The following is an 18625-nucleotide window of genomic DNA, read 5'->3' on the forward strand; positions in this document are numbered from 1 at the left end:
CGGCTCAGGCCCGTACGCGGGTGCGCTCGGGGTCGTACACGGGGGTGGGCTTCACCGTGGCGTCGGCCTTGGAACCGTCGGCGGCGACCGCGGTCAGCACGGTCCCCGACTTCACCGCGTCACGGTGCACGCGGGCGAGCCCCAGGGTGGCGCCGTCGAGTACGGGCGAGGGCACGGCCATCGTCACGTAGCCGACGTCCCGTCCGTCCAGCTCCAGCCGCGCGCCCTCGGCCGCCTCGGGCACGGCGTCCACGACGACGCTGACCACACGCCCCTGCGCGGTGCCCTTCTTGGCGAGCAGCGCGTCGCGGCCCTGGAAGGGGCCCTTGTCGAAGTCGATCGCCCAGCCCATCCGGCACTCGAACGGGGTGACGGTGTGGTCGTACTCCAGCTCACCCATGATCATCCCGGCCTCGGTGCGGCACGTCAGGAGGGCGAGCGCGCCGGCGGCCTTCACCCCGAGGTCAGCCCCCGCGTCGAGGACCGCGTCCCACAGGTCCAGCGCACGCTCGCGCGGCACCTGGATCTCGTAGCCGAGTTCGGCGGTGAACCCGATCCGGCTGACCTGCGCACTGATGCCGGCGACCAGGACGTCCCGGATGAAGGTGTAGTAGGGGAAGGCGGTGTTGGAGACGTCGACGTGCGTGAGCCGCTGGAGCACCTCGCGGCTGCGCGGCCCCTGCAGGGTCAGTACGGCGAACTCGTCGCGACGCTCGGTGACCGTGGTGCCGTTGGGGGCGTGCGCGGTCAGCGATTGCTGGGTGGCGGGGTTGCCGCCGGTGACGACCACGTGGCCGGGCGCGAGGACGGCCACGGTCACATCGTCGATCATGAAGCCGTCCGCGTCGACGACCGCGCCGTAGGCGATACGACGGGCGCCGAGCCCGCGGACGCTCCGTGAGAAGACGGCGTCGACGGTGGCGAGCGCGTCCTCGCCCTCGACGTGCCACTTGTAGAGCATCGAGTAGTCCAGCGCACCGGCGGCGGTGCGGAATGCCTCGTACTCCTCGGCCGGGTCCGTGATGAACAGGGGCACGGCATGGCCGTAGACGTCCATCCACTCCTCGACGCGGTCGTCGTACCGCGGGGAGAACGGGGTGCTGCGCAGTCCTTCGGGCAGGGCCATAGGAACTCCAGTGAGGCGGAGGAAGTGAGGCACCGCCGAGAATCTATCCATTCGGATAACTTGTCAATAGGATAGATTTGCTTGTCAGGGTGCGCAGGGGGAGAGGAAAGGGGGGTGCATGACCGAGACGGTGGTCGATGAGGGGACCGGCGGCCAGGACAATCGGCCGGGATACGGTCAGGGACGGGAAGCTTTGATGGCCGCGGCCATCAAGGTCGTCGCGCGAGGGGGCCTGCGGAAGCTGACGTACCGGTCCGTGGCTGCCGAGGCCGGTGTGACCCACGGCCTCGTGGTCCACCACTTCGGATCACGTGACACGCTGCTCGAAGAGGCTTTGAGCTGGGCTGTGCGGCGCAGCATCGAGACGTCGTCGCTGGTGCCCACCAGTGGCCGCCTGGAGGACTTCGCCGCGACGCTGGCCGCGTTCATCGCCGCCAATCCGGATCTGCAGGCGTTCCAATTCGAGCTGAAGCTCGAATCCAGCCGGCGGCCGGAGCTGCGCCATCACGTCGACCTGCTCTACGACGCCTACCGCGATGCCGTCCGCGAGGCACTGGCCTGCTTCGACGTGTCGCAGGAGATGACGGAGATCGTCTTCGCGGCTCTGGACGGCCTGGTCTTCCACCAGGTCACGTCCAGCGCACCGGACCACACAGAGGAGAGCGTCGACGCCTTGCGCCGGCTCCTGGCGGCCCATCGCGCGCAGGCGTCATCGAGGGCGACCGGCGGTACATTGAATGAGCCGAATCTCTCCTGCAGCCACTTCAGGAGCGGCGATGACGAGCATTTTCAAAGGGCGTGACCAGCCAGGCCGGCCGCACGGCAGGTCTTCCTCGGCCATGCCGACGCCCCTGGGCGCGACCGCGGTGCTGGACCAGCACCTGCGGTTCACCGGGTGGAGCAGGGAAGCCGAGGTACTGTTCGGCCTGGCGTCCGAAGAAGTCCTCGGCCGGTCCGCCGACGCCGTCCTGGCCGATACCGAGACGGGAGCCGGCGTCTCCTCAGCCGCTGGTGACGGTGGTGCGGCATGGTCGCTCGGCCCTCGACCGGTCCGCCGTGGCGACGGCCGCCCGCTATCCGTCTCCTTGTCTCTCACCCCGCTCGCCCTGGGGGCGGACGCGACCGGGTGGCTGCTGACAGCCATGGACGCCGAGCTGGCGCACCGGGAGGCCATCGGCCGGGCCATGCTTGACGGACTCGACCGGGAAGCGCCCGTCCAGTTGGTGGTCTACGACACGGACGCCCGCGTGCGCTGGATCAACGCCGCGATCGAAAAACAGTTTGGAATCCCGCTGGAGGACGCTGCCGACAGGTTCCTGAAGGACATCCTGCCGCAGGGCGAGGTGCTGGGGGAGGGGGAGGGGACAGCCACGAGCGTTGAAGAGATCGTCCAGCGCGTGGCCCGCACCGGCGCCCCCGTGATCGACGTCCGCTACCGCAGCTCCACTCACCTCGACCCCCATCACGAACGCGTCTGGTCGTGTTCCTACTTCCGACTTCAGGACGAGCACGGCCGAGCGATCGGAGTCTGTGAGGCCGGCCTCGATATCACCGACCGCTATGTGGCGCGCCAGCGTCTCGCCTTGCTCAGCCGGGCCAGCGGCAGTATCGGAAGGACCCTGGACATCCGACGCACGGCACAAGATCTGGCGGAACTCGTGGTCCCCGAGTTCGCCGACGCCGTCACCGTGGACATCGTCGAAGCCGTCCTGAGCGGGCAGGAACCACAACACTTCGCCACCCACCCCACCCTGTGCCAGGTGGCTCACCGCACCCATCACGCCGCGGCCAAGGACACCGCGTACGACGCACTGGACACCGTCCGCCTGCGGTGCCTGGCCCAGAACGCGCCGGCCACCGACGCGGCCACCCATGTGCTCGCCCTTCCCCTCAAGGCCCGTGGCGCCACCCTGGGCGCGGTGGCCTTCGCACGCTCCCGACACGCCGACCCCTTCGAGCACGAGGAGAACCAACTCGCCGAAGAACTCGTCTCCCGCACCGCGGTCTGCCTGGACAACGCCCGCCGCTACACCCGAGAACACGCGACCGCGCTCACGCTCCAGCGTGATCTACTCCCCCGCACCCTGCCCCAGCAACCGGGTGTGGAGGTCGCTCACCGCTATCTGCCCGCGGCCGGGCCCGCCGGCGTCGGAGGGGACTGGTACGACGTCATCCCCCTCTCCGGGGCACGCGTCGGGCTGGTGGTGGGCGACGTCGCCGGACACGGTACGAGCGCGGCCGCCACCATGGGCCGGGTGCGCACCACCGTCGCGGCGCTCGCGGCACTCGACCTCGCGCCGGACGAACTGCTCGCCCGTCTCGACGACCTCGTGGCGCGCACCGGCGCCCCGCCTTCCGGGCCCGTCGAGGCCGAGGACCAGGCACTGGGAGTCACCTGCCTGTACGCGATCTATGATCCGGTCTCCCGGCACTGCGTCATGGCGCGGGCGGGCCACCTGCCGCCCGTGCTCCTCACCCCCGACGGACACGCCGAGCTCGTGGACCTTCCCGCCGGACCGCCCCTCGGCCTGGGCGGCCTGCCCTTCGAATGCGCCGACATCGAGCTGCCGGAAGGCGCCACGCTCGCCCTCTACACCGACGGACTCGTCGAAAACCGTCACACGGACATCGACGCGGGAGTCAGCTCTCTCTGCACCGCACTCGCCGGGCCCGAGGACGGCCAACTGGACAAGACATGCGACAAGGTCATCACCACACTCCTGCCCCAGCCCCCCGAGGACGACGCCGCACTGCTGCTGCTCCGCGTCCACGCCCTGGCCGAGAATCTGGTGGCGACGTGGGACGTGGCCTCCGACGCCGGAGAAGTGGCAAGAGCGCGGTCGCTGGCCCTTGATCAGCTGGCCGCCTGGGGAGTCGACGAAGCCGCGTCGTTCGTCGTCGAGCTCGTCGTCAGCGAACTGGTCACCAACGCGATCCGCTATGGCGGCGCTCCGGTGTGTCTGCGGCTCATCCGGGAACGTGGCCTCATCGTCGAGGTCTCCGACGGCGGCCACACCTCGCCCCACCTGCGGCGGGCTGCGATGGAGGACGAGGGCGGCCGAGGTCTGTTCCTGGTCGCGCAACTCACGCAGCAGTGGGGAACCCGATACACGCCAACGGGCAAGACCATCTGGACCGAGGTGTCGCTGGTTCCAGCCAGGATGCCAGGAACCTTCGCAGGCGAGCAATTCGACCTGTAGCGATCCGGGCTCCCTGGTCCGGGACTGTCGCGGCTCAGGCCTTACGGCGGCCGCTGCGGCGTGGCGCGGGGGCGGTACCGCCCAACAGATCCTGGCGGCGCTCCTCGCCGTTCTCCTCCACCTGCAGCACCACCCGGCGCAGTCCGTCGGCGACGGTCCGGCAGTCCGCGTCGCTGAGCCGCCCGGTGACGAAGGATTCCTCCTCGTTGAACGCCGGAAAGAGGCGCTGCATAAGCTCCTCCCCTTCGTCGGTCAGGCTCAGCAGCACCAGCCTCCCGTCGGTGGGATGGTCTGCTCGCTGCACAAGCCCTCGTCTTTCCAGCGTCCGGGCAACCCCCGTGAGCGTGCCCTTGGAAATCCCGGACTCTTCGGCCACGTGCCGCGTCTCCGACTCGCCCCAGATCCAGATGACCCAGAGCACCACGAAGGCGGTCCAGGTCAGGTCGACGCCGCGCAACACGGAGTTCTCCAGGTGCTGCCGCACCGCCGAGGCGGCGCGATAGATGTTGGCGACAACGGCCATCTGGTCATGCCGGACGGGGATACCGCCGAGCCTGGCCGCTGCCAGTTTCTCGGCTTCGGCGATGGATCGATGGCCGGGCACGGGCACGCTCCTTCGGGCCGCCTGCGAAGGCATGAGACATCAGGAATTGTTCGGGCCCAAATTATACGGTGCCCCGTTGCCCTCGCCCTCATGAGGAGTCGGCCGGGGCGGTTCACGGGGACACGACGATCAGTTCCCGTACATCCGCGGCATGCGCGGCCGACATGGACGGTGAGGGAGCGCAGGCCCACCTCCATCCGGCTCCGACTACCTGGCGTTGGACGGCGCTGTCATTGAGGGCCTAGTACCGGCCCTAGTGTGATGCGCCGGAAATCGCGGGCTTAAGTCTGTAGCCTGTTTTCATGTCCCGGGGTCCCCGTGCCGTCGAGGTTGTGCTGTCCGATGATGAACGCGCCGAGTTGCTGCGCTGGGCGGGCGGGGCGGTGGCGCCCCGTCTCGTGGAGCGGGCACGCATCGTCCTGGCGTGCGCGGACGGGAAGCCGAATACGCGTGTGGCGGCGGAGTTCAAGGTAACCGCGGACACGGTGAGGAAGTGGCGCTCGCGGTTTGCTGACCGGCGGATGGCCGGACTTGCGGATGAGCCGCAGCCGGGCCGGCGTAAGTCGGAGCTGGTGCTCAGCGATGACGAACGGGCTCAGCTGACGCGTTGGGCGAGGCGCGCGAAGACCGCGCAGTTCCTGGCTTTGCGCGCGAGGATCGTGCTGCGGTGCGCGGAGGGCGGGACGAATAAGCAGGTGGCGGCCGAACTCGGGGTGAGCGAGCAGTCGGTGAACCGCTGGCGGGCCCGGTTCGTCAAACGGCGGCTGGAGGGTCTGGTCGACGAGCCGCGGCCCGGTCGGCCGCCGTCCATCCTGCTCGACCAGGTCGAGGACGTTGTCGTCGCGACGCTGGAATCCACCTCGGGCCAGGACACGCACTGGTCGCGGGCCTCCATGGCCGCCCGCACCGGGCTGTCGAAGTCCACAATCGGGCGGATCTGGAAGAAGTTCGACCTCAAGCCGCACCTGCAGGATGCCTTCAAGCTTTCCACCGACCCGCAGTTTGTTGCGAAGGTTGTCGACGTCGTCGGCCTCTATCACAACCCGCCTGAGAAAGCAGTGGTGTTATGCGTGGACGAGAAGGCCCAGATCCAGGCGCTGGACCGCTCGCAGCCGGTGCTGCCGATGATGCCGGGCATGCCCGAACGGCGTACCCACGACTACCTGCGGCACGGCATCACCAGCCTGTTCGCCGCCTTCAACATCGCAGACGGCACCGTCATAGGTGAACTGCACCGCCGCCACCGCGCCATCGAGTTCAAGAAGTTCCTGGCCACGATAGACAAGGCGGTCCCCGCTGGACTCGACGTGCATCTGGTGTGTGACAACTACGCCACCCACAACACTCCCGAGATCAAGACCTGGCTTGGCAGGCACCCTCGCTTCCATGTCCACTTCACCCCGACCGGCTCTTCCTGGATCAACCAGGTCGAGCGGTGGTTCGGCTTGCTGACCGACAAACTCATCCGACGCGGCGTCCACACCTCGGTGAAGGCGCTGGAGGACGACATCAGGGCCTGGATCGACTCATGGAATGAGAACCCCAGGCCCTTCACCTGGACCAAGACCGCCGACGATATCGTCAAATCCCTCGCCGACTACCTCGCCAAGGTCACTCCGCCAGCCGCCGAAAACCAGCAAGAGACTTAAGCCCGCGATTTCCGGCGCATCACACTAGGCCGTGTCGTTTGGATCATCAGATCGTTGGACTGATGTGTCGTTGTCTGATGCGCAGTGGGCACGGATCGAGCCGTTGCTCCCGGACCGGACGCCGATGCGGGGCGGTCGTTGGAGGGATCACCGGGAGGTGATCGACGCGATCGCCTTCAAGTTCCAGACGGGAACGCAGTGGGTGCACCTGCCGGAGAAGTACGGAAACTGGCGCGGCGTCTACAACCGGCTGCGGAGGTGGGCCGTCGACGGCACCTGGGAGCGGGTGTTCACCGCTCTGATGGCTCAGGCCGACACCGATGAGGACCACGACTGGGCGGTTTCGGAGGGCTCCACGATCGTGCGAGCCCACCAGCATGCGGCCGGGGCCCGCAAAAGGGGCCCCGGCCGGCGAACCCGACGACCATGCCATCGGACGGTCCCGCGGCGGACTGACCACCAAGATCCACCTGGCTGCCGATGCCGGCTGTCGGCCTCTGGCTTTCGTCCTCACCGCCGGACAAGCAGGCGATGCACCCGCCTTCACCGAGGTCATGGCCCGCCTGCGTGTTCCCCGCCGACGGGGCGGGCCACGCACCAGACCGGAGTGGTCCTGGCGGACAGGGCGTATTCGTCCCGCGCGATCCGCGAGCACCTGCGCCGACGCGGCATCCGGGCCGTGATCCCCGGACTCCACATCGCCGGCATCTTCCTCTGGTCCGCCCGATGAGGCAAACGAAACCGCCTAGTCGAGGGTCCACTTGCCCGTGCGCTCGGGGTCCGGCCCGACCTTTTCCATCACATACGTCACGGACGTGATCTTCGCGTCCTTCGGCACCTCGAAGACGATCCAGCCGGAGACCCGCTGACCCGGCTTGACGATCAGTTGGAGGCCGCCAAGGGACTTGCCGACGGTGGGGGATCCGGGCTTGCCCTGATATCCCTGCCCGTTCGCGTCGTAGACCATCGCCTCCGCGTACCCGGAGTCCTGGTAGGTGCCGGTGCCGGTCTCGACGATGGTGAACTTGGCGGCCACGAGGCGGTTCCCGGCGGCCGGTTGGGGTGCGCCGATCGCAGGCTTGGCGTGGTTCTCGAACTTCTCCAACGTGAAGTCGGCCTCGATCGTGCCCGTGCCGTTCAGGCTGCCTTCCATCCCCACCAGCTTGAGGGTGTCGCCGAGCTTGCCGACGGGCGCCTGTGTGCTACCGGCGGTGGCGCCGGGCGACTGCTCGCCGGCCGGCTGGGTGGTGCTGCTGGAGCCGGCGCCCTTCGTGGGCCCCGTGGGCCCGGCCTTGTCGCTGCCCCCGTCCGAACCCCCACATGCCACAAGGGTGGCGGTGAGCGTGACGACCGCGGCGGCAGCCGCGATGGAACGGCGCATGGAATCCCCCCGTACATTCTCGATGGACCAGGTGAGTATGACGACTGATCCAGGTCAGTGTGTCGATGCCTGGAATCCTTGTACAGATCGATGGTGCGGGGAACGGCCGTTCTGTAACCGAACTGCACTAGTTGAGGCGGAGGCGGCCGCCGAGAGGGCGGTGGTGGAGGCTGCCAGCCGCGTGCGCACCATCCTCAGAAGGCGGCGATTCGCCGAGGGGTGCACCAGCGTCACCCGATTTCACAGCGAGCTGATTGCCGAGCACGCTCCTGTCACCTACGGCATGGTCCGCGCCCACGTCGCCACGTTGCGCGGCGCTCCCTCCCAGGCGCCGCCGCGGCCGCCGACGGTGCGGCAGGTGACCGGCTGGATCACCCGTCACCCCGCGACCCTGACCGAGGAAGACCGGGCCGGCCTGAAGGCTGTCCTGGCCCACTGCCCGAACTGGACGCGGCCGCCGGACATGTCCGCCACTTCGGCGAGATACTCACCGACCGCCTCGGCTCCACGCTCCCTGGCTGGTTCGACGCAGTCGACGCCAGCCAGTTACCCGGCCTCACTGGCTTCGAGCTCCACCTGCTCCGGGATCTCGACGTTGTGACAGCCGGGCTCACCCTGGACTGGAGCTCCGGCAGCATCGAGGGCGCGGCGAACCGCATCAAAACACTCAAGCGCGCCATGTATGGCCGGGCCTCGTTCGAACTCCTCCGGACTCGCATCCTCACTCAGTCATGAGCCTCACCAAATCCAGGTAGAAGGCGGTTTTCAAGAACCCGGCCGCGGCACAGCATCCCATCTACCAGGCTGTATGCCATGGATGGAGTTACTGGAGGCACGGTTCTCGCCCTGATCGGTGTCCTTCTCGGGACCACGGGGACGCTCGTAGGGCAGTACCTGGCGACGCGCGTCGAGGTGCAACGTGACCGTCAACAACGCAAAGATGTAGAGCGCACTGAGCGCAAAGAGGCCATCTCGGGATTCCTGGCTGCCGCGCAGCGCGTCGAGTTGATACTGGATCGCCGAGAACTCGGTCTTCCGGCCTCTGATGACCCTGCAGACGAGAGACTGCACGACCTGTGGCTCGCGAAGAAGGCCGTCGAGCTGACCTGTTCGCATCAGACAGCACAGGTCGCCCACGACTACACCAAGGCGCTACACGCACACATGCGCGACGCAGTTCCACCTGGACAGGGCGCCACCAAACGCGAATGTCGCCACGCCTTCATGGAAGCGGCCCGGGACGCTCTGGAGAGCGGACGCCCAAGGATCAGGCGGTGACCCCGCACGGGTGATCCGCGACTCCATGACGACCGCGATCTTCACCAAACTGCGGTCAGAGCGCAGTTGGTTGTGACCTGGATTCCGTGACGACTACGACCAGTGCGTCGTCGGTCCGTACCTCGTCGAGCCGATGCTCCACGCAATCGTGGCCAGAACCTGCAAGCGTCGCTGCAGCCGGACCCGACCGGAATGTCGAGGGAGGACCTGATCGGCGGGTTCGACGTCGTCTCGCGCTCGGCCGTGACCGTGGACGAGCTGGAGCCGCTGGTGCGGGCCTCTGAGGCCACCACGCGCGGCGCCGGGTCGGCGGAGGACGTGCATCCGCTGGTCACGGGCGTTGCCCAGTCGCCGGACTTCTCGGACGTGCCCGCCGGGACCTCGTCGACCGTGTTCGCCGACTTCGCACCGACACTCGGTGAGGCGTTCGCACGCGCGCGTGCGGGCGGCCGCGAGCTGGACGGCTTCACCAACCACGAGTTGGTGTCAAGCTATGCCGGTACGTCGACGGGGCTGCGCCTGCGGCACGGCCGACCCAACGGGTCGCTGGAGCTCAACGCCAAGTCGTCGGACCGTACGCGCTCGGCGTGGGCCGGGCGCTCGACACGGGACTTCAAGGACGTCGACCCGGCGGCGCTGAACGCGGAGCTCGCCGTACGACTCGGCTGGACGGAGCGGAGGATCGAGCTGCCGGCCGGACGGCACGACGCGCTGCTGCTGCCGACCGCCGTTTCCGACCTGCTGATCTATCAGCTGTGGTCGGCGTCGGGCCGGGACGGTGCGCAACGGCGAGCTCAAGCACCTGACCATCAGTCGGCACAGCCCGCGACTGACAGGGCTCGACGAAGTCGCGCAATTCCGCGCGGTGTTGGGTAGGGGTAGCGGTGACGACGAACCGGGCGAAGTCCTCGGGTGCCCTCGCCACGGAGATGAACCGAACCAGGACAGCGGCCGGCGAGACGTTCTCGGGATGCTTCTCGTACGCGTAGTAGACGGAGGCGACGGTCTGGGCGCCGTTTCGGTGAGCCGGTGACGGACGCGGACGGCTGCGCCCTGGCTCCCGTGCCCCTCGATGTCGCCGTCGAGGCGTTCGTGAAGGTCGCGGCCACGGAGGTGATCTGGCATGAAGGAACGGACTGACGCCGGGAAGCGGCCGACGTCGGCGCTGCTGGCCCTCGCGGTCACAGCGTTCTGCTACGTCTCGGTGGAGACCGTGCCGGTGGGTCTGCTGTCGGTGATGTCCTCGGATCTGGGTGTGCCGTCCTCCCGCATCGGCCTGCTGGTGACCGGGTACGGAGTCACGGTCGCGGTCGTCTCGCTGCCACTGGCCCGGGCGGTGGCGCGGGCGCCGCGCCGCCCCCTGCTGCTCGGGCTCGTGGCGCTGCTAACGGCGGCAACCGTCGCATCGGCCCTGTCACCCGGATACGGCCTGCTGTTTGCCGCCCGCCTGCTGACCGCACTCAGCCAGGCCGTCTTCTGGGCGGTCGTGGCTCCGGTCGCCGCCGGCATGTTTCCCGTGCACGTACGGGGGCGGGTGACCGCCGTGGTGTTCACCGGCGGTTCGCTCGGACCGATGCTGGGCGTTCCCGCAGGGACCTGGCTGGGGCAGCAGGCCGGCTGGCGGGCGACGTTTCTCGCCCTGGCAGGACTGGGCCTCCTGGCATTGCTCGTCCTGGCCGTGGCGATGCCGGCCACTCCGGCGTATCACGAGCACGCCGGACGCGGCACATCGCCCGACGCCTGCCGATACGTGCTGGTGCTCGCCACCACGGCGCTGTCGGTGGCGGGGTTCTTCGCCGTCTTCACCTACACATCCACGTTCGTCACCTCAGTCGCCGGCATGCCAGCCGTACTGCTGGGGCCTTTGCTGGTCGCCCGTGGGCTGGCCGACTTCGGCGGGATCACGGTCGGGGGCTTCCTTTCCGACTGGAACCAGCGGCTCGCCGTGCTGCTCCCGGCTGTCCTCCTGACCACCACGCTGATCAGTATGTTCGCCCTCGGGACCAACCCTGTGGCCGCTGGGACCACCCTCGTGCTCACCGGGCTCGCCATGGGTGCGCTGACTCCGGCGCTGCAGAACCGTGTCATGGAGTTCGCACCCGGCAGCACGGACATGGCCTCGGCCGGGAACTCGGTCGCCTACAACATAGGTATCGCCCTCGGCTCGTCGTCCGGCGGCCTCGCCCTGAGCCATGCTGGGCCCCGCAGCACCGCCCTGGCCGGCGCCGCGCTGGCCGCCAGCGCCGTGCTGATTGCCCTCTGGCCGCCCGAGCGGGACCGGCCGCGCACTGGACTCACGAAGGAGGAAGCCCAGGGATGAGGCCGTGGCACCGTGGACATGGGAGGAAGCCGACTCCGGCGAAGAGTTCCCGTGCCCGCAGCTGGCCGATCCTGGTCTGACCGCCCCCGTCTCCGCCGACGACCTGGCAGCGCTGGGGGTGTGTGGCGTCCAGTTCAGCAGCTGGGACGGGCGGGCGTCCGGCTGGCTCAACACCGACACCGTCGCACTGCGCTGCGGCGAGGCCCGCACCGAGACCGGTCGCGTCTACCGCGTGGACGACGCCACCCACTTCGTCAAGGCCGACGCCCGGCGAGCCCGGCAACGCCTGCCCTTAGCCGACCAGTGATGCCGTGGGTCTATGCGGAGCAGGCCGACCCGCGCCGGTACCTCCACGTCCCCGCTGCTGCTCGCCCGGGACAGGACAGGCAGCATCACTGGCGTCTCCCCGGCGGAAGGGCTCGCCTACCGCTCCGAACAGTTCGGCGGCCACGTCACCCTCTCCGGCCGCACGGCGCAGCCGCTGGCGCTGGCCGCCGCACGGATCGCCCGGGAGATGATCCGTGCGTCCCCGCTGCGTGACGGCTGGACACTCCTGCACGCCTCCGCCGTCGTCTGCGACGACCGCGCCCTGCTCGCCTTCGGCTCCAAGGGCGCGGGCAAGACCACCACGGCCCTGCTGCTCGCCAGCCGCGACGCCCTGCTGCTCGCCAACGACCGGGTGTTCGTGAAGGTCGTCGGAGACGAACTGCGCGTCCTGCCCTGGCCGTCGGCGGCGGCCATCGGGCTGGGCCTGCTCGATGCGCTGGGCCTGTACGACGTGGTCCGCGACCGGCTCCAGGCGGGCGAGCAGCTCCACCCCACGCAGCACCAGGACGTCACTGATGCTCTCCGCCGCCGCGAGCCGCTGGGGGAGCCGGGCGGCAAACGGGAGATGAAGGTGCAGGTCTTCCCCGACCAGTTCGCCACCTGGTTCGGTATGGAACTCGCGACGGGTGGACACGCGGCGGCACTGCTGTTCCCTCGCATCGACCCCGCCTCTTCCGTGCCGATCCTGCACTGGCATCCCTGCGCTGGTCCGACGACGTCCTTGAACAGTTTCTCTTCGATCATGGGGACAACGGCGCTTTCGTCTCCGACTACGGCGGCATCAACCTGTATCGAGAGCTACGCCGAGAACCCAGTGCACTGGGTCAAGGTTCGCCGCCCCGAGGCGGGGCGGTACTGGGAAGAGCACGGGACGTGGCTGCGTCCGCCGGTCATCACCGACGACATGCTCCGCACCGTGCTCCGGCGCCGCGCGAGCGGCGAGTCCGTCGAGCAGATCCAGCCCGACCTGATCATCCCCACCGGCAAGCGCAAGGGACAGAGCCCCTCCGTCGCGAGCATCTACCGGGCGCTCGCCGAGCACGCCAAGCGCGAGGCGTACCCCGAAGCCGTCGAACAGACCCACGCCGACTTCGCCGCTCTCCAAGTCGGCGAGGTCCCCGGCCCCCGCCTCGCGCTCCCTGACCGAGCGTCACTCTGATCACAGAGAGCTACTTGTTGCTTCGCTGTAGCTTCGGGAGAACAGGGCCTGGACCAGAGCCGACGGCTACCAGCTCGGCGCCGACCGCGCGGCGCTGGAGGCATACGAGCGGGCCGTGCTCGCCGAGAAGCTCACCGAGTTCCGGCGGTTCATCACCGGCACGGTCGCCCCGCGTGCCGCAGCTGGCACCCAACTGCTCGGTCAGGTCGCTGCTGCCCACCTGACCTGCGCAAGGTCTGGGTCGATGGCGGCTACCGCAAGCACTTCGTCGAACATGCCGCCACCCTCGGCATCGACATGGAAATCACCCCTGGACCAGAACGAGATCCCCCGTCGAAGTCCTGGCGGATCCTCGGCAGTTGAGCCCGACCATCCAAGATCCCCGACAGAGTCAAGTGAGGAACGCAGGAAGCCCCGTCGGGGCAGGGTGACCAATTGGGGCCCTTGCCCCGACGGGGCTCGGTCGGCCGGGCGGCGTGTTACCGGCGCCCGGCCGAGGCCGGTGCCGTGTGCGGTGCTTTGCGGCTCAGCCGAAGTTCACGTCGCTGCACCACATGTAGGCCTGGTCGAGGTGCGAGGCCTGCCAGATCACGAACAGGATGTGGTGTCCGGTGTAGCCGGAGGTCTGGACGGGGAACGTGATGTCCTGTGCCGGGGCGAAGCGGCCGGTCTGCGTGATGAAGTCGAGGTTGCCCCAGCCCAGGGTCTGGGTCTTGGGGTTGAAGCCCTGCTTGCTCACGTAGACCTTGAAGTAGTCGGCACCGTGGGACGCCTGGTCGTACAGGTGGACCGAGAAGTTGTTGCCGATGGTGGTGGTCTTCCACGGTCCGGGCTTGTCCAGGCTGGCGTTCCTCGAGAGGTTGTTGCTGCAGAGTGTCCCGTCGGGGGTCCGTGCCTGGAACTGGCCTCCGAGGCCGTCGCGGAGCGCGCTCATCCAGTTCCACATGGTGTCGGGGTTGGCCTGGAAGGCCTGCCAACACATGGGGTCTTGGGTCTGCATGGCCGGGTTCGTGTGGTCGTTGCCCCACGTCTTCCAGCACTGGTACGCGCGGGTGGCGGGGCCGACGACGGTGCCGTGAGCCTGGGCGGGGGTCGACCATGCGAAGGCGCCGACGGCCATGGCGAACAGCATGACGAGCGCCTGGAGAGGCCGGCGGAGGGACGCCCGCGAACGCCCGGTTAACGGACTCTTTTTGCGCATGTGGGGGGACTCCTTCCAGTTGCAAGGCTGCTATGGGAGCGCTCCCAAAGTTAGGTCTTCTGAGTGAGATGTCAAGGAAGCAGACGGAGTTGATTACAGGGGTGGGTGGCGAGCAGGGAATCTGCCGTGAGCCGGGAGTCAGAATTGTTCGCGGGACCGGAAAAGGAGGATGCGGCCTGGACCGGTGTGCCTGGCCGGCGATGCCACCCTCTCCTGGCGCGACCCGACACCCAGGGATCAAACACTCATTCCGGGATAAAATATCGAGAGAAAACGATCTCTGCGAGAGGCCGGGACCGGCTTCCAGCCGCGGCCGTCGAACTTCACCAGCCCCTCAGCGACGAGAAGGCCCTGGCCGGTGTCCTCGGTGGCCAGCCGTATTGAGGGGGCGGTGCCCAGCCAGGGCGGGCGGGGCCGGTCGCTGAACCAGATCGAGGTGACGCCGTCGGCCCGCATCCTCTCGGTGCGGACGGTGATGTCGGCGTTGGTCGCGGGGGCGAGCTGGGCTTCGAGGGCAGTCTTCCAGGCCGCGATGGGGTTGGTGGTATCGGTGCGGGCGACCGGGTCTTCCACTCGGCATCCCAGCTCTGCCCGCACCCGAGGTTCGGCAGGTGCGCGAAGATGGTCCCCCACTGCGCGTGCAGGGCCCTGAACGCCACGCTGGCCCCCTGCTGGTCGGAGAGGAGGCCAGTGTGGCGCAAGGTGCTGACATCGCATCAGGCCGCAGGCCGCGAGGCTGGCGCTTTGCGCCGGGTCCCTTGATTGCGCGACGGGCGGGCCGCAACAGCACAATTAGATGGGATGGCGAACTCAGGGACGCTTGTCGATCCAGATGTGCGTCAACGTTCCACCGCTGCCGCATGCCACGTGAGCCACACGCGGGTCGTTCTCCCAGAACCAGTCAGTCCAGTCATAGTTGCCGCTGCAGATCCACCCGACTCGCCAGGAACTGGCTCCAGTGACCGTGTTGCAGCGCCCAGTGCCTGCCACAGAGGACTCTTTGGTTGCCGAGCACCCGCTGACGGCGGCCTGGGAGTTGGGTGCTGTGGTGAGCATCAAAGCTCCGCCCAGTGCCGCAGCACCCGCAAGTGCGCCAATACGTTTCAACATTTGTATCCCCCTTCGCGAGGAAGAATTCGTTGTGCGAACCAGGATGTTCCGCATCGCGGTGGTTTGTTCTGAAGCATGAAACGCCAGTAAGGCTCTGCGGATTTGAATCGCCGCGCCGCCCCCGGTCGATCGGTGGAACGAGCGTGCATAACCGAGCTTGCCGAAACCTGTCACAGATCTTGAATCCGCTGGTGGCAGCCCAAGCCCGAGCAGTACCGGTACGCCGCCGGAGCTCCAAGGGGCTGCACGAGGTCGGCTGTCCAGTCGTGCGCCGGGACATGCCGCAGGAATTCAGCCCGCCAGCCGCCGACGATGCTGAAGCCCTGTGCTCGTTCGCCCACCACAAGGACGCCCTGGGCTTCCGTGATCCGCTGACGGACCTCTGGCCGCTGCGACCAGCAGGTTCGCGGATTCTTGTAGTTGTCCTGAGCCAAACTCGCTGGAGGTCTGGGGTGTATGGTGCTGTTGCGCAACCTGTCGAAGAACGACATCTCACCCGACGGCCACGGTATGACGATCCCCGAACTCCAGCAGGCCATGAGCACCTACCTCAGGCCCGAGGATGACCTCAAAGCCGAGGCGGGGGTGCTGCTGGAGCGCGGCTGGCTCACCCGTGACGGCATGGGACGACTGTGGATCACCGAGTCGGGCGACGAGGCCCGGGCCGACTTCAAGCGGCATGCCCCGGACATCCGTGACCGCATCCACCAGGGCATCGACGACGCCGACTACGTCACTGCCCTCAAGGTACTCCAGCAGATGATCCGGAATACCGGCAGCACCCTGCCCTAGTCATCCGCACGGCGCTGATGCCCTGTCTTCCCTCCGGCCGCAGCTGAAACCCCGAGAGCTCCGCTCGCCGTGCTGTCATCGTGACCCTTCAGCCAATGGCACCACCACCCAAGGTGCGCGGCTTGCTCGCGGAACTCGGCATCCCTGACCCGGGCAAGCCGAAGGCGGCCCCGGACAGGCCTCCCTCCAACGGGGGCTTGCCCAGGGGCGCCTGCTCGGCGCTGGGCTGGAGACCGCGCGCCGAGACCCGGCCGCGGTGAAGGAGGAACGGGTGCGCAGCTTCAAGACGGGACCACAGCGGGCTGGGCTGTGCTGGCCGGTACCGGGGCGGGGTCCTGGCGGCATCGACAGCTGGGACGGTTAGGGGTGTACTGGGATTGGCCGGCTCATCTGCTGGCCATGGCCTTCACGGTGGCGGTCGCGACGGTCTCCCTATTGGTTCTCGCCGCTGGGGTCCGCGGTCAGCAGGACTCCCTGGCGCATCAGGTGCGGCTGTCAGCGGCTGTCAGCGACTGCACCGAGAACGGGTCGGTAGGGATCGACAACGGTACGAAGGGCCCCAGCATGAAAGTTCCGACGTACGAGTGCGCCTATGAGTGGACGATCAACCGCCGGGCGTACACGCAACGTGCCAGTGGCCGACTTGAGCTGGACGGGAAGCACACGACTGTCCTAGTAGACCCGACAAACCCGGACACCATGGTCCCGGAACAGATCGCCTCTTACAAGATCCTGTACATCTGGGCTGCAGTGGTCCTGACAGCCCTCATGTACCCCGGTTTCATGTTCTGGCGGCTGTGGGAGCAAGTCGCCCACGGTGTGCGTCGGGCGGTTTCCACAGCTCAGGCCAGAGCGGTGCGATCGGCCAAGGAGTCCGCATCGGTTCGGTGAGGGGCACAAGTCAGGGGCGGCCCGCAACTCGCCTCAGCCTTTGGGCGCCCTGCCCCCGTCCCCCGTGATCGACTTGGGTGACCAGCAGCACGTGGAGGCGGAACCTGCAGGCACTCCCAGCGGCTTTCAACAGGCTCGCGTCCGGCTCCCGGCTCCCGGCTTCCGGCTCACCGGTCCGAGGCCCGCGACAGGCGGACGCCTCCTGCTCCGGCCGGGCCGGTGTTCAAGGCGACCACGCGGCCGCTCAGCCGGTTCGGTTCCGTCGGCCGGCCATCTGGCCTGCCCCGACTGCGATCCAGGCACGGCATCCGCTCACGGACGACTTCCAGGGACTGCCCCGCCATCCACTGAGCCGGTGAACCCGTCGAGGCCGAGTGAAGCGGATCGTCTTGCTTCAGCCGTTGCGTGCCGTGCTGTGGCGGGTGGTGACCGTTCGGGCTGCGGTGCGCAGGGCGGTGACGGCGGGTTTGTCGCGGTCTTGGGTGCGCCAGGCGAGGGCGGTCCAGCAGGGGGTGAGATCGGTGACGTCGACGTAGGCGACGCCGTGCCGCTGGTAGAGCCATCGGGATGGTTCCGGGGGGAACATGATTCCCTCGCCGAGGCCGATGGCGGCCAGGGCGGGTTCCCATTCGGTGGTCTGGTAGGCGGCGTAGCGGATAGGGGTGCCGTCAGGTCTGGGGTCGACGGACCAGAAATCGCGCCAGGTTTTGGGGATCCTTGGCGACCAGCCGACGACGGGCCGGTCGGCGAGCTGCTGGAGGGTCAGTACTCCCTGGCTGGCGAGGGGGTCGCGGTCGTGCAGGCACACGACGCGGGGCATGGTGGTCAGGCGGTGAGTCTGCACTCCCGGCGGCACGGGCGGGAAGACGAACGCCACGTCCAAGTCGCCGGCGAGAAGTGCCTCGGCCCAGTCGGCGAACCCCATGCGCAACACCTCGATGGACAGGCCGGGGTGTGCCGCCTGCAACTCGTCGAAGATTTCGGGTATCGGCGGTATGGACGTCGTGGCCTCTAAGGAGCCGATCACGACCCGGCCGGAGACGGTCCGTGTCTGTGCGGCGACGGCCCGCTGCAACCGATCCGCCGCCTCCACCACAGCGCTGACGTTTGACAGCAGTGCTTGTCCTGCTTCGGTGAGGCCTGCGGTGCGGGTGCCGCGGACGACCAGCGTCAAGCCCAGGCGTCGTTCCAGTGCACGGATCTGCTGCGAGAACGCCGGCTGCGTCATAAACGCCCGTTGCGCCGCCCGCCCGAAGTGCAGCTCTTCTGCGAGCAGCAGGAACAGGCGCAGCTGATGCGTGCTCGGATCTCCCCGCAAGTGTGTTTCCCGACCGTCCCCCGACTGCGTCATACGTGAAACCATATCAACGATGGTGGGAAACGTATCAACTGGGCCTTTTTCCTGGTGATTGCCCAGCGGGCAGTCTGGCTGCTGGGCACGCGGATGGTCTTCCGTGGCACAGGGGAGAACGGGGGCGTACATGAAGCAGCGCACCATGCCAGCCGTCCGGCCTACCCGCGGGCATCATCACGGTGTTTGCGGTGAGCAGCGATGCGGTGGCGTGGGGGCCGTACGCGGCGGACGCG

17 protein-coding genes and 3 pseudogenes are annotated in these 18625 nt (G+C 68.1%); 13 read left to right on the top strand and 7 right to left on the bottom strand.

The window, feature by feature from the left end:
* Nucleotides 1–4 precede the first annotated feature (4 nt).
* Nucleotides 5–1126: an aminomethyltransferase family protein gene (locus ACFZDL_RS27260; RefSeq protein ID WP_353593845.1), complete on the bottom strand. Its 1122-nt coding sequence runs from the start codon at nucleotides 1124–1126 to the stop codon at nucleotides 5–7.
* Nucleotides 1127–1244: 118 nt separating this feature from the next.
* Between ACFZDL_RS27260 and ACFZDL_RS27265 the strand changes: the two genes are divergently transcribed.
* Nucleotides 1245–1928 carry a TetR family transcriptional regulator gene (locus tag ACFZDL_RS27265; protein ID WP_353593846.1) on the top strand — a complete coding sequence of 228 codons (684 nt, stop codon included), beginning with the start codon at nucleotides 1245–1247 and terminating at the stop codon, nucleotides 1926–1928.
* A gap of 37 nt (nucleotides 1929–1965) precedes the next feature.
* Nucleotides 1966–4326, top strand: coding sequence for a SpoIIE family protein phosphatase (locus ACFZDL_RS27270; protein WP_353593847.1), 2361 nt, complete (start codon nucleotides 1966–1968; stop codon nucleotides 4324–4326).
* A gap of 34 nt (nucleotides 4327–4360) precedes the next feature.
* On the opposite strand, the gene ACFZDL_RS27275 is transcribed toward ACFZDL_RS27270, so the two are convergent.
* Nucleotides 4361–4930, bottom strand: coding sequence for a MarR family transcriptional regulator (locus tag ACFZDL_RS27275; protein WP_353593848.1), 570 nt, complete (start codon nucleotides 4928–4930; stop codon nucleotides 4361–4363).
* Between the two features lie 302 nt (nucleotides 4931–5232).
* Here ACFZDL_RS27275 and ACFZDL_RS27280 point away from each other — a divergent pair, with 302 nt between their 5' ends.
* Both ACFZDL_RS27280 and ACFZDL_RS27285 read left to right on the top strand, forming a co-directional pair.
* Entirely contained in the window at nucleotides 5233–6579 is a 1347-nt protein-coding gene (locus ACFZDL_RS27280) for an IS630 family transposase (RefSeq protein ID WP_353593849.1), read from the top strand.
* 64 nt (nucleotides 6580–6643) lie between these two features.
* Nucleotides 6644–7309, top strand: a complete 666-nt coding sequence (locus ACFZDL_RS27285; RefSeq protein WP_353593850.1) for an IS5 family transposase — start codon at nucleotides 6644–6646, stop codon at nucleotides 7307–7309.
* Between the two features lie 15 nt (nucleotides 7310–7324).
* On the opposite strand, the gene ACFZDL_RS27290 is transcribed toward ACFZDL_RS27285, so the two are convergent.
* A complete protein-coding gene (locus ACFZDL_RS27290; RefSeq protein WP_353593851.1) occupies nucleotides 7325–7960 on the bottom strand; it encodes a DUF4352 domain-containing protein in 636 nt (211 codons plus the stop codon).
* A 181-nt stretch (nucleotides 7961–8141) separates the two neighbouring features.
* Here ACFZDL_RS27290 and ACFZDL_RS27295 point away from each other — a divergent pair, with 181 nt between their 5' ends.
* Entirely contained in the window at nucleotides 8142–8561 is a 420-nt protein-coding gene (locus tag ACFZDL_RS27295; RefSeq protein WP_353593878.1) for a hypothetical protein, read from the top strand.
* The gene (locus tag ACFZDL_RS27300; RefSeq protein WP_353593871.1) at nucleotides 8444–8695 is read left to right on the top strand and encodes a transposase; all 252 of its coding nucleotides are present in this window, start codon (nucleotides 8444–8446) and stop codon (nucleotides 8693–8695) included. The genes ACFZDL_RS27295 and ACFZDL_RS27300 overlap by 118 nt, the downstream gene beginning before the upstream one ends.
* 30 nt (nucleotides 8696–8725) lie before the next feature.
* Here the strand turns inward: ACFZDL_RS27300 and ACFZDL_RS27305 are convergent, their stop codons facing one another.
* The gene (locus ACFZDL_RS27305; protein WP_353593852.1) at nucleotides 8726–9097 is read right to left on the bottom strand and encodes a hypothetical protein; all 372 of its coding nucleotides are present in this window, start codon (nucleotides 9095–9097) and stop codon (nucleotides 8726–8728) included.
* Between the two features lie 366 nt (nucleotides 9098–9463).
* On the opposite strand from ACFZDL_RS27305, the pseudogene ACFZDL_RS27310 reads away from it, so the two are divergent.
* The 5 genes and pseudogenes from ACFZDL_RS27310 to ACFZDL_RS27330 all read left to right on the top strand — a co-directional run.
* Nucleotides 9464–10030, top strand: a pseudogene (locus ACFZDL_RS27310) (TldD/PmbA family protein); the annotation flags it as partial.
* 331 nt (nucleotides 10031–10361) lie between these two features.
* Entirely contained in the window at nucleotides 10362–11558 is a 1197-nt protein-coding gene (locus ACFZDL_RS27315; protein ID WP_353593853.1) for an MFS transporter, read from the top strand.
* Nucleotides 11559–11562: 4 nt separating this feature from the next.
* Nucleotides 11563–11865: a hypothetical protein gene (locus ACFZDL_RS27320; RefSeq protein ID WP_353593854.1), complete on the top strand. Its 303-nt coding sequence runs from the start codon at nucleotides 11563–11565 to the stop codon at nucleotides 11863–11865.
* 12 nt (nucleotides 11866–11877) lie between these two features.
* Nucleotides 11878–13044, top strand: coding sequence for a hypothetical protein (locus ACFZDL_RS27325; protein WP_353593855.1), 1167 nt, complete (start codon nucleotides 11878–11880; stop codon nucleotides 13042–13044).
* Between the two features lie 49 nt (nucleotides 13045–13093).
* Nucleotides 13094–13228, top strand: a pseudogene (locus ACFZDL_RS27330) (RacP protein); the annotation flags it as partial.
* A 342-nt stretch (nucleotides 13229–13570) separates the two neighbouring features.
* On the opposite strand, the gene ACFZDL_RS27335 reads toward ACFZDL_RS27330, so the two are convergent.
* Nucleotides 13571–14176, bottom strand: coding sequence for a lytic polysaccharide monooxygenase (locus tag ACFZDL_RS27335; RefSeq protein WP_353593856.1), 606 nt, complete (start codon nucleotides 14174–14176; stop codon nucleotides 13571–13573).
* 306 nt (nucleotides 14177–14482) lie between these two features.
* A complete protein-coding gene (locus tag ACFZDL_RS27340; RefSeq protein WP_353593857.1) occupies nucleotides 14483–14818 on the bottom strand; it encodes a hypothetical protein in 336 nt (111 codons plus the stop codon).
* A gap of 999 nt (nucleotides 14819–15817) precedes the next feature.
* Here ACFZDL_RS27340 and ACFZDL_RS27345 point away from each other — a divergent pair.
* Together ACFZDL_RS27345 and ACFZDL_RS27350 are read left to right on the top strand one after the other, a co-directional pair.
* Nucleotides 15818–16147, top strand: a pseudogene (locus tag ACFZDL_RS27345) (MarR family transcriptional regulator); the annotation flags it as partial.
* Between the two features lie 399 nt (nucleotides 16148–16546).
* A complete protein-coding gene (locus ACFZDL_RS27350) occupies nucleotides 16547–17038 on the top strand; it encodes a hypothetical protein (RefSeq protein ID WP_353593858.1) in 492 nt (163 codons plus the stop codon).
* 394 nt (nucleotides 17039–17432) lie between these two features.
* On the opposite strand, the gene ACFZDL_RS27355 is transcribed toward ACFZDL_RS27350, so the two are convergent.
* Nucleotides 17433–18356, bottom strand: coding sequence for a LysR family transcriptional regulator (locus ACFZDL_RS27355; protein WP_353593859.1), 924 nt, complete (start codon nucleotides 18354–18356; stop codon nucleotides 17433–17435).
* Nucleotides 18357–18625: the final 269 nt, after the last annotated feature.

Source organism: Streptomyces sp. NPDC007917 (assembly GCF_042959105.1).
Lineage (GTDB): Bacteria > Actinomycetota > Actinomycetes > Streptomycetales > Streptomycetaceae > Streptomyces.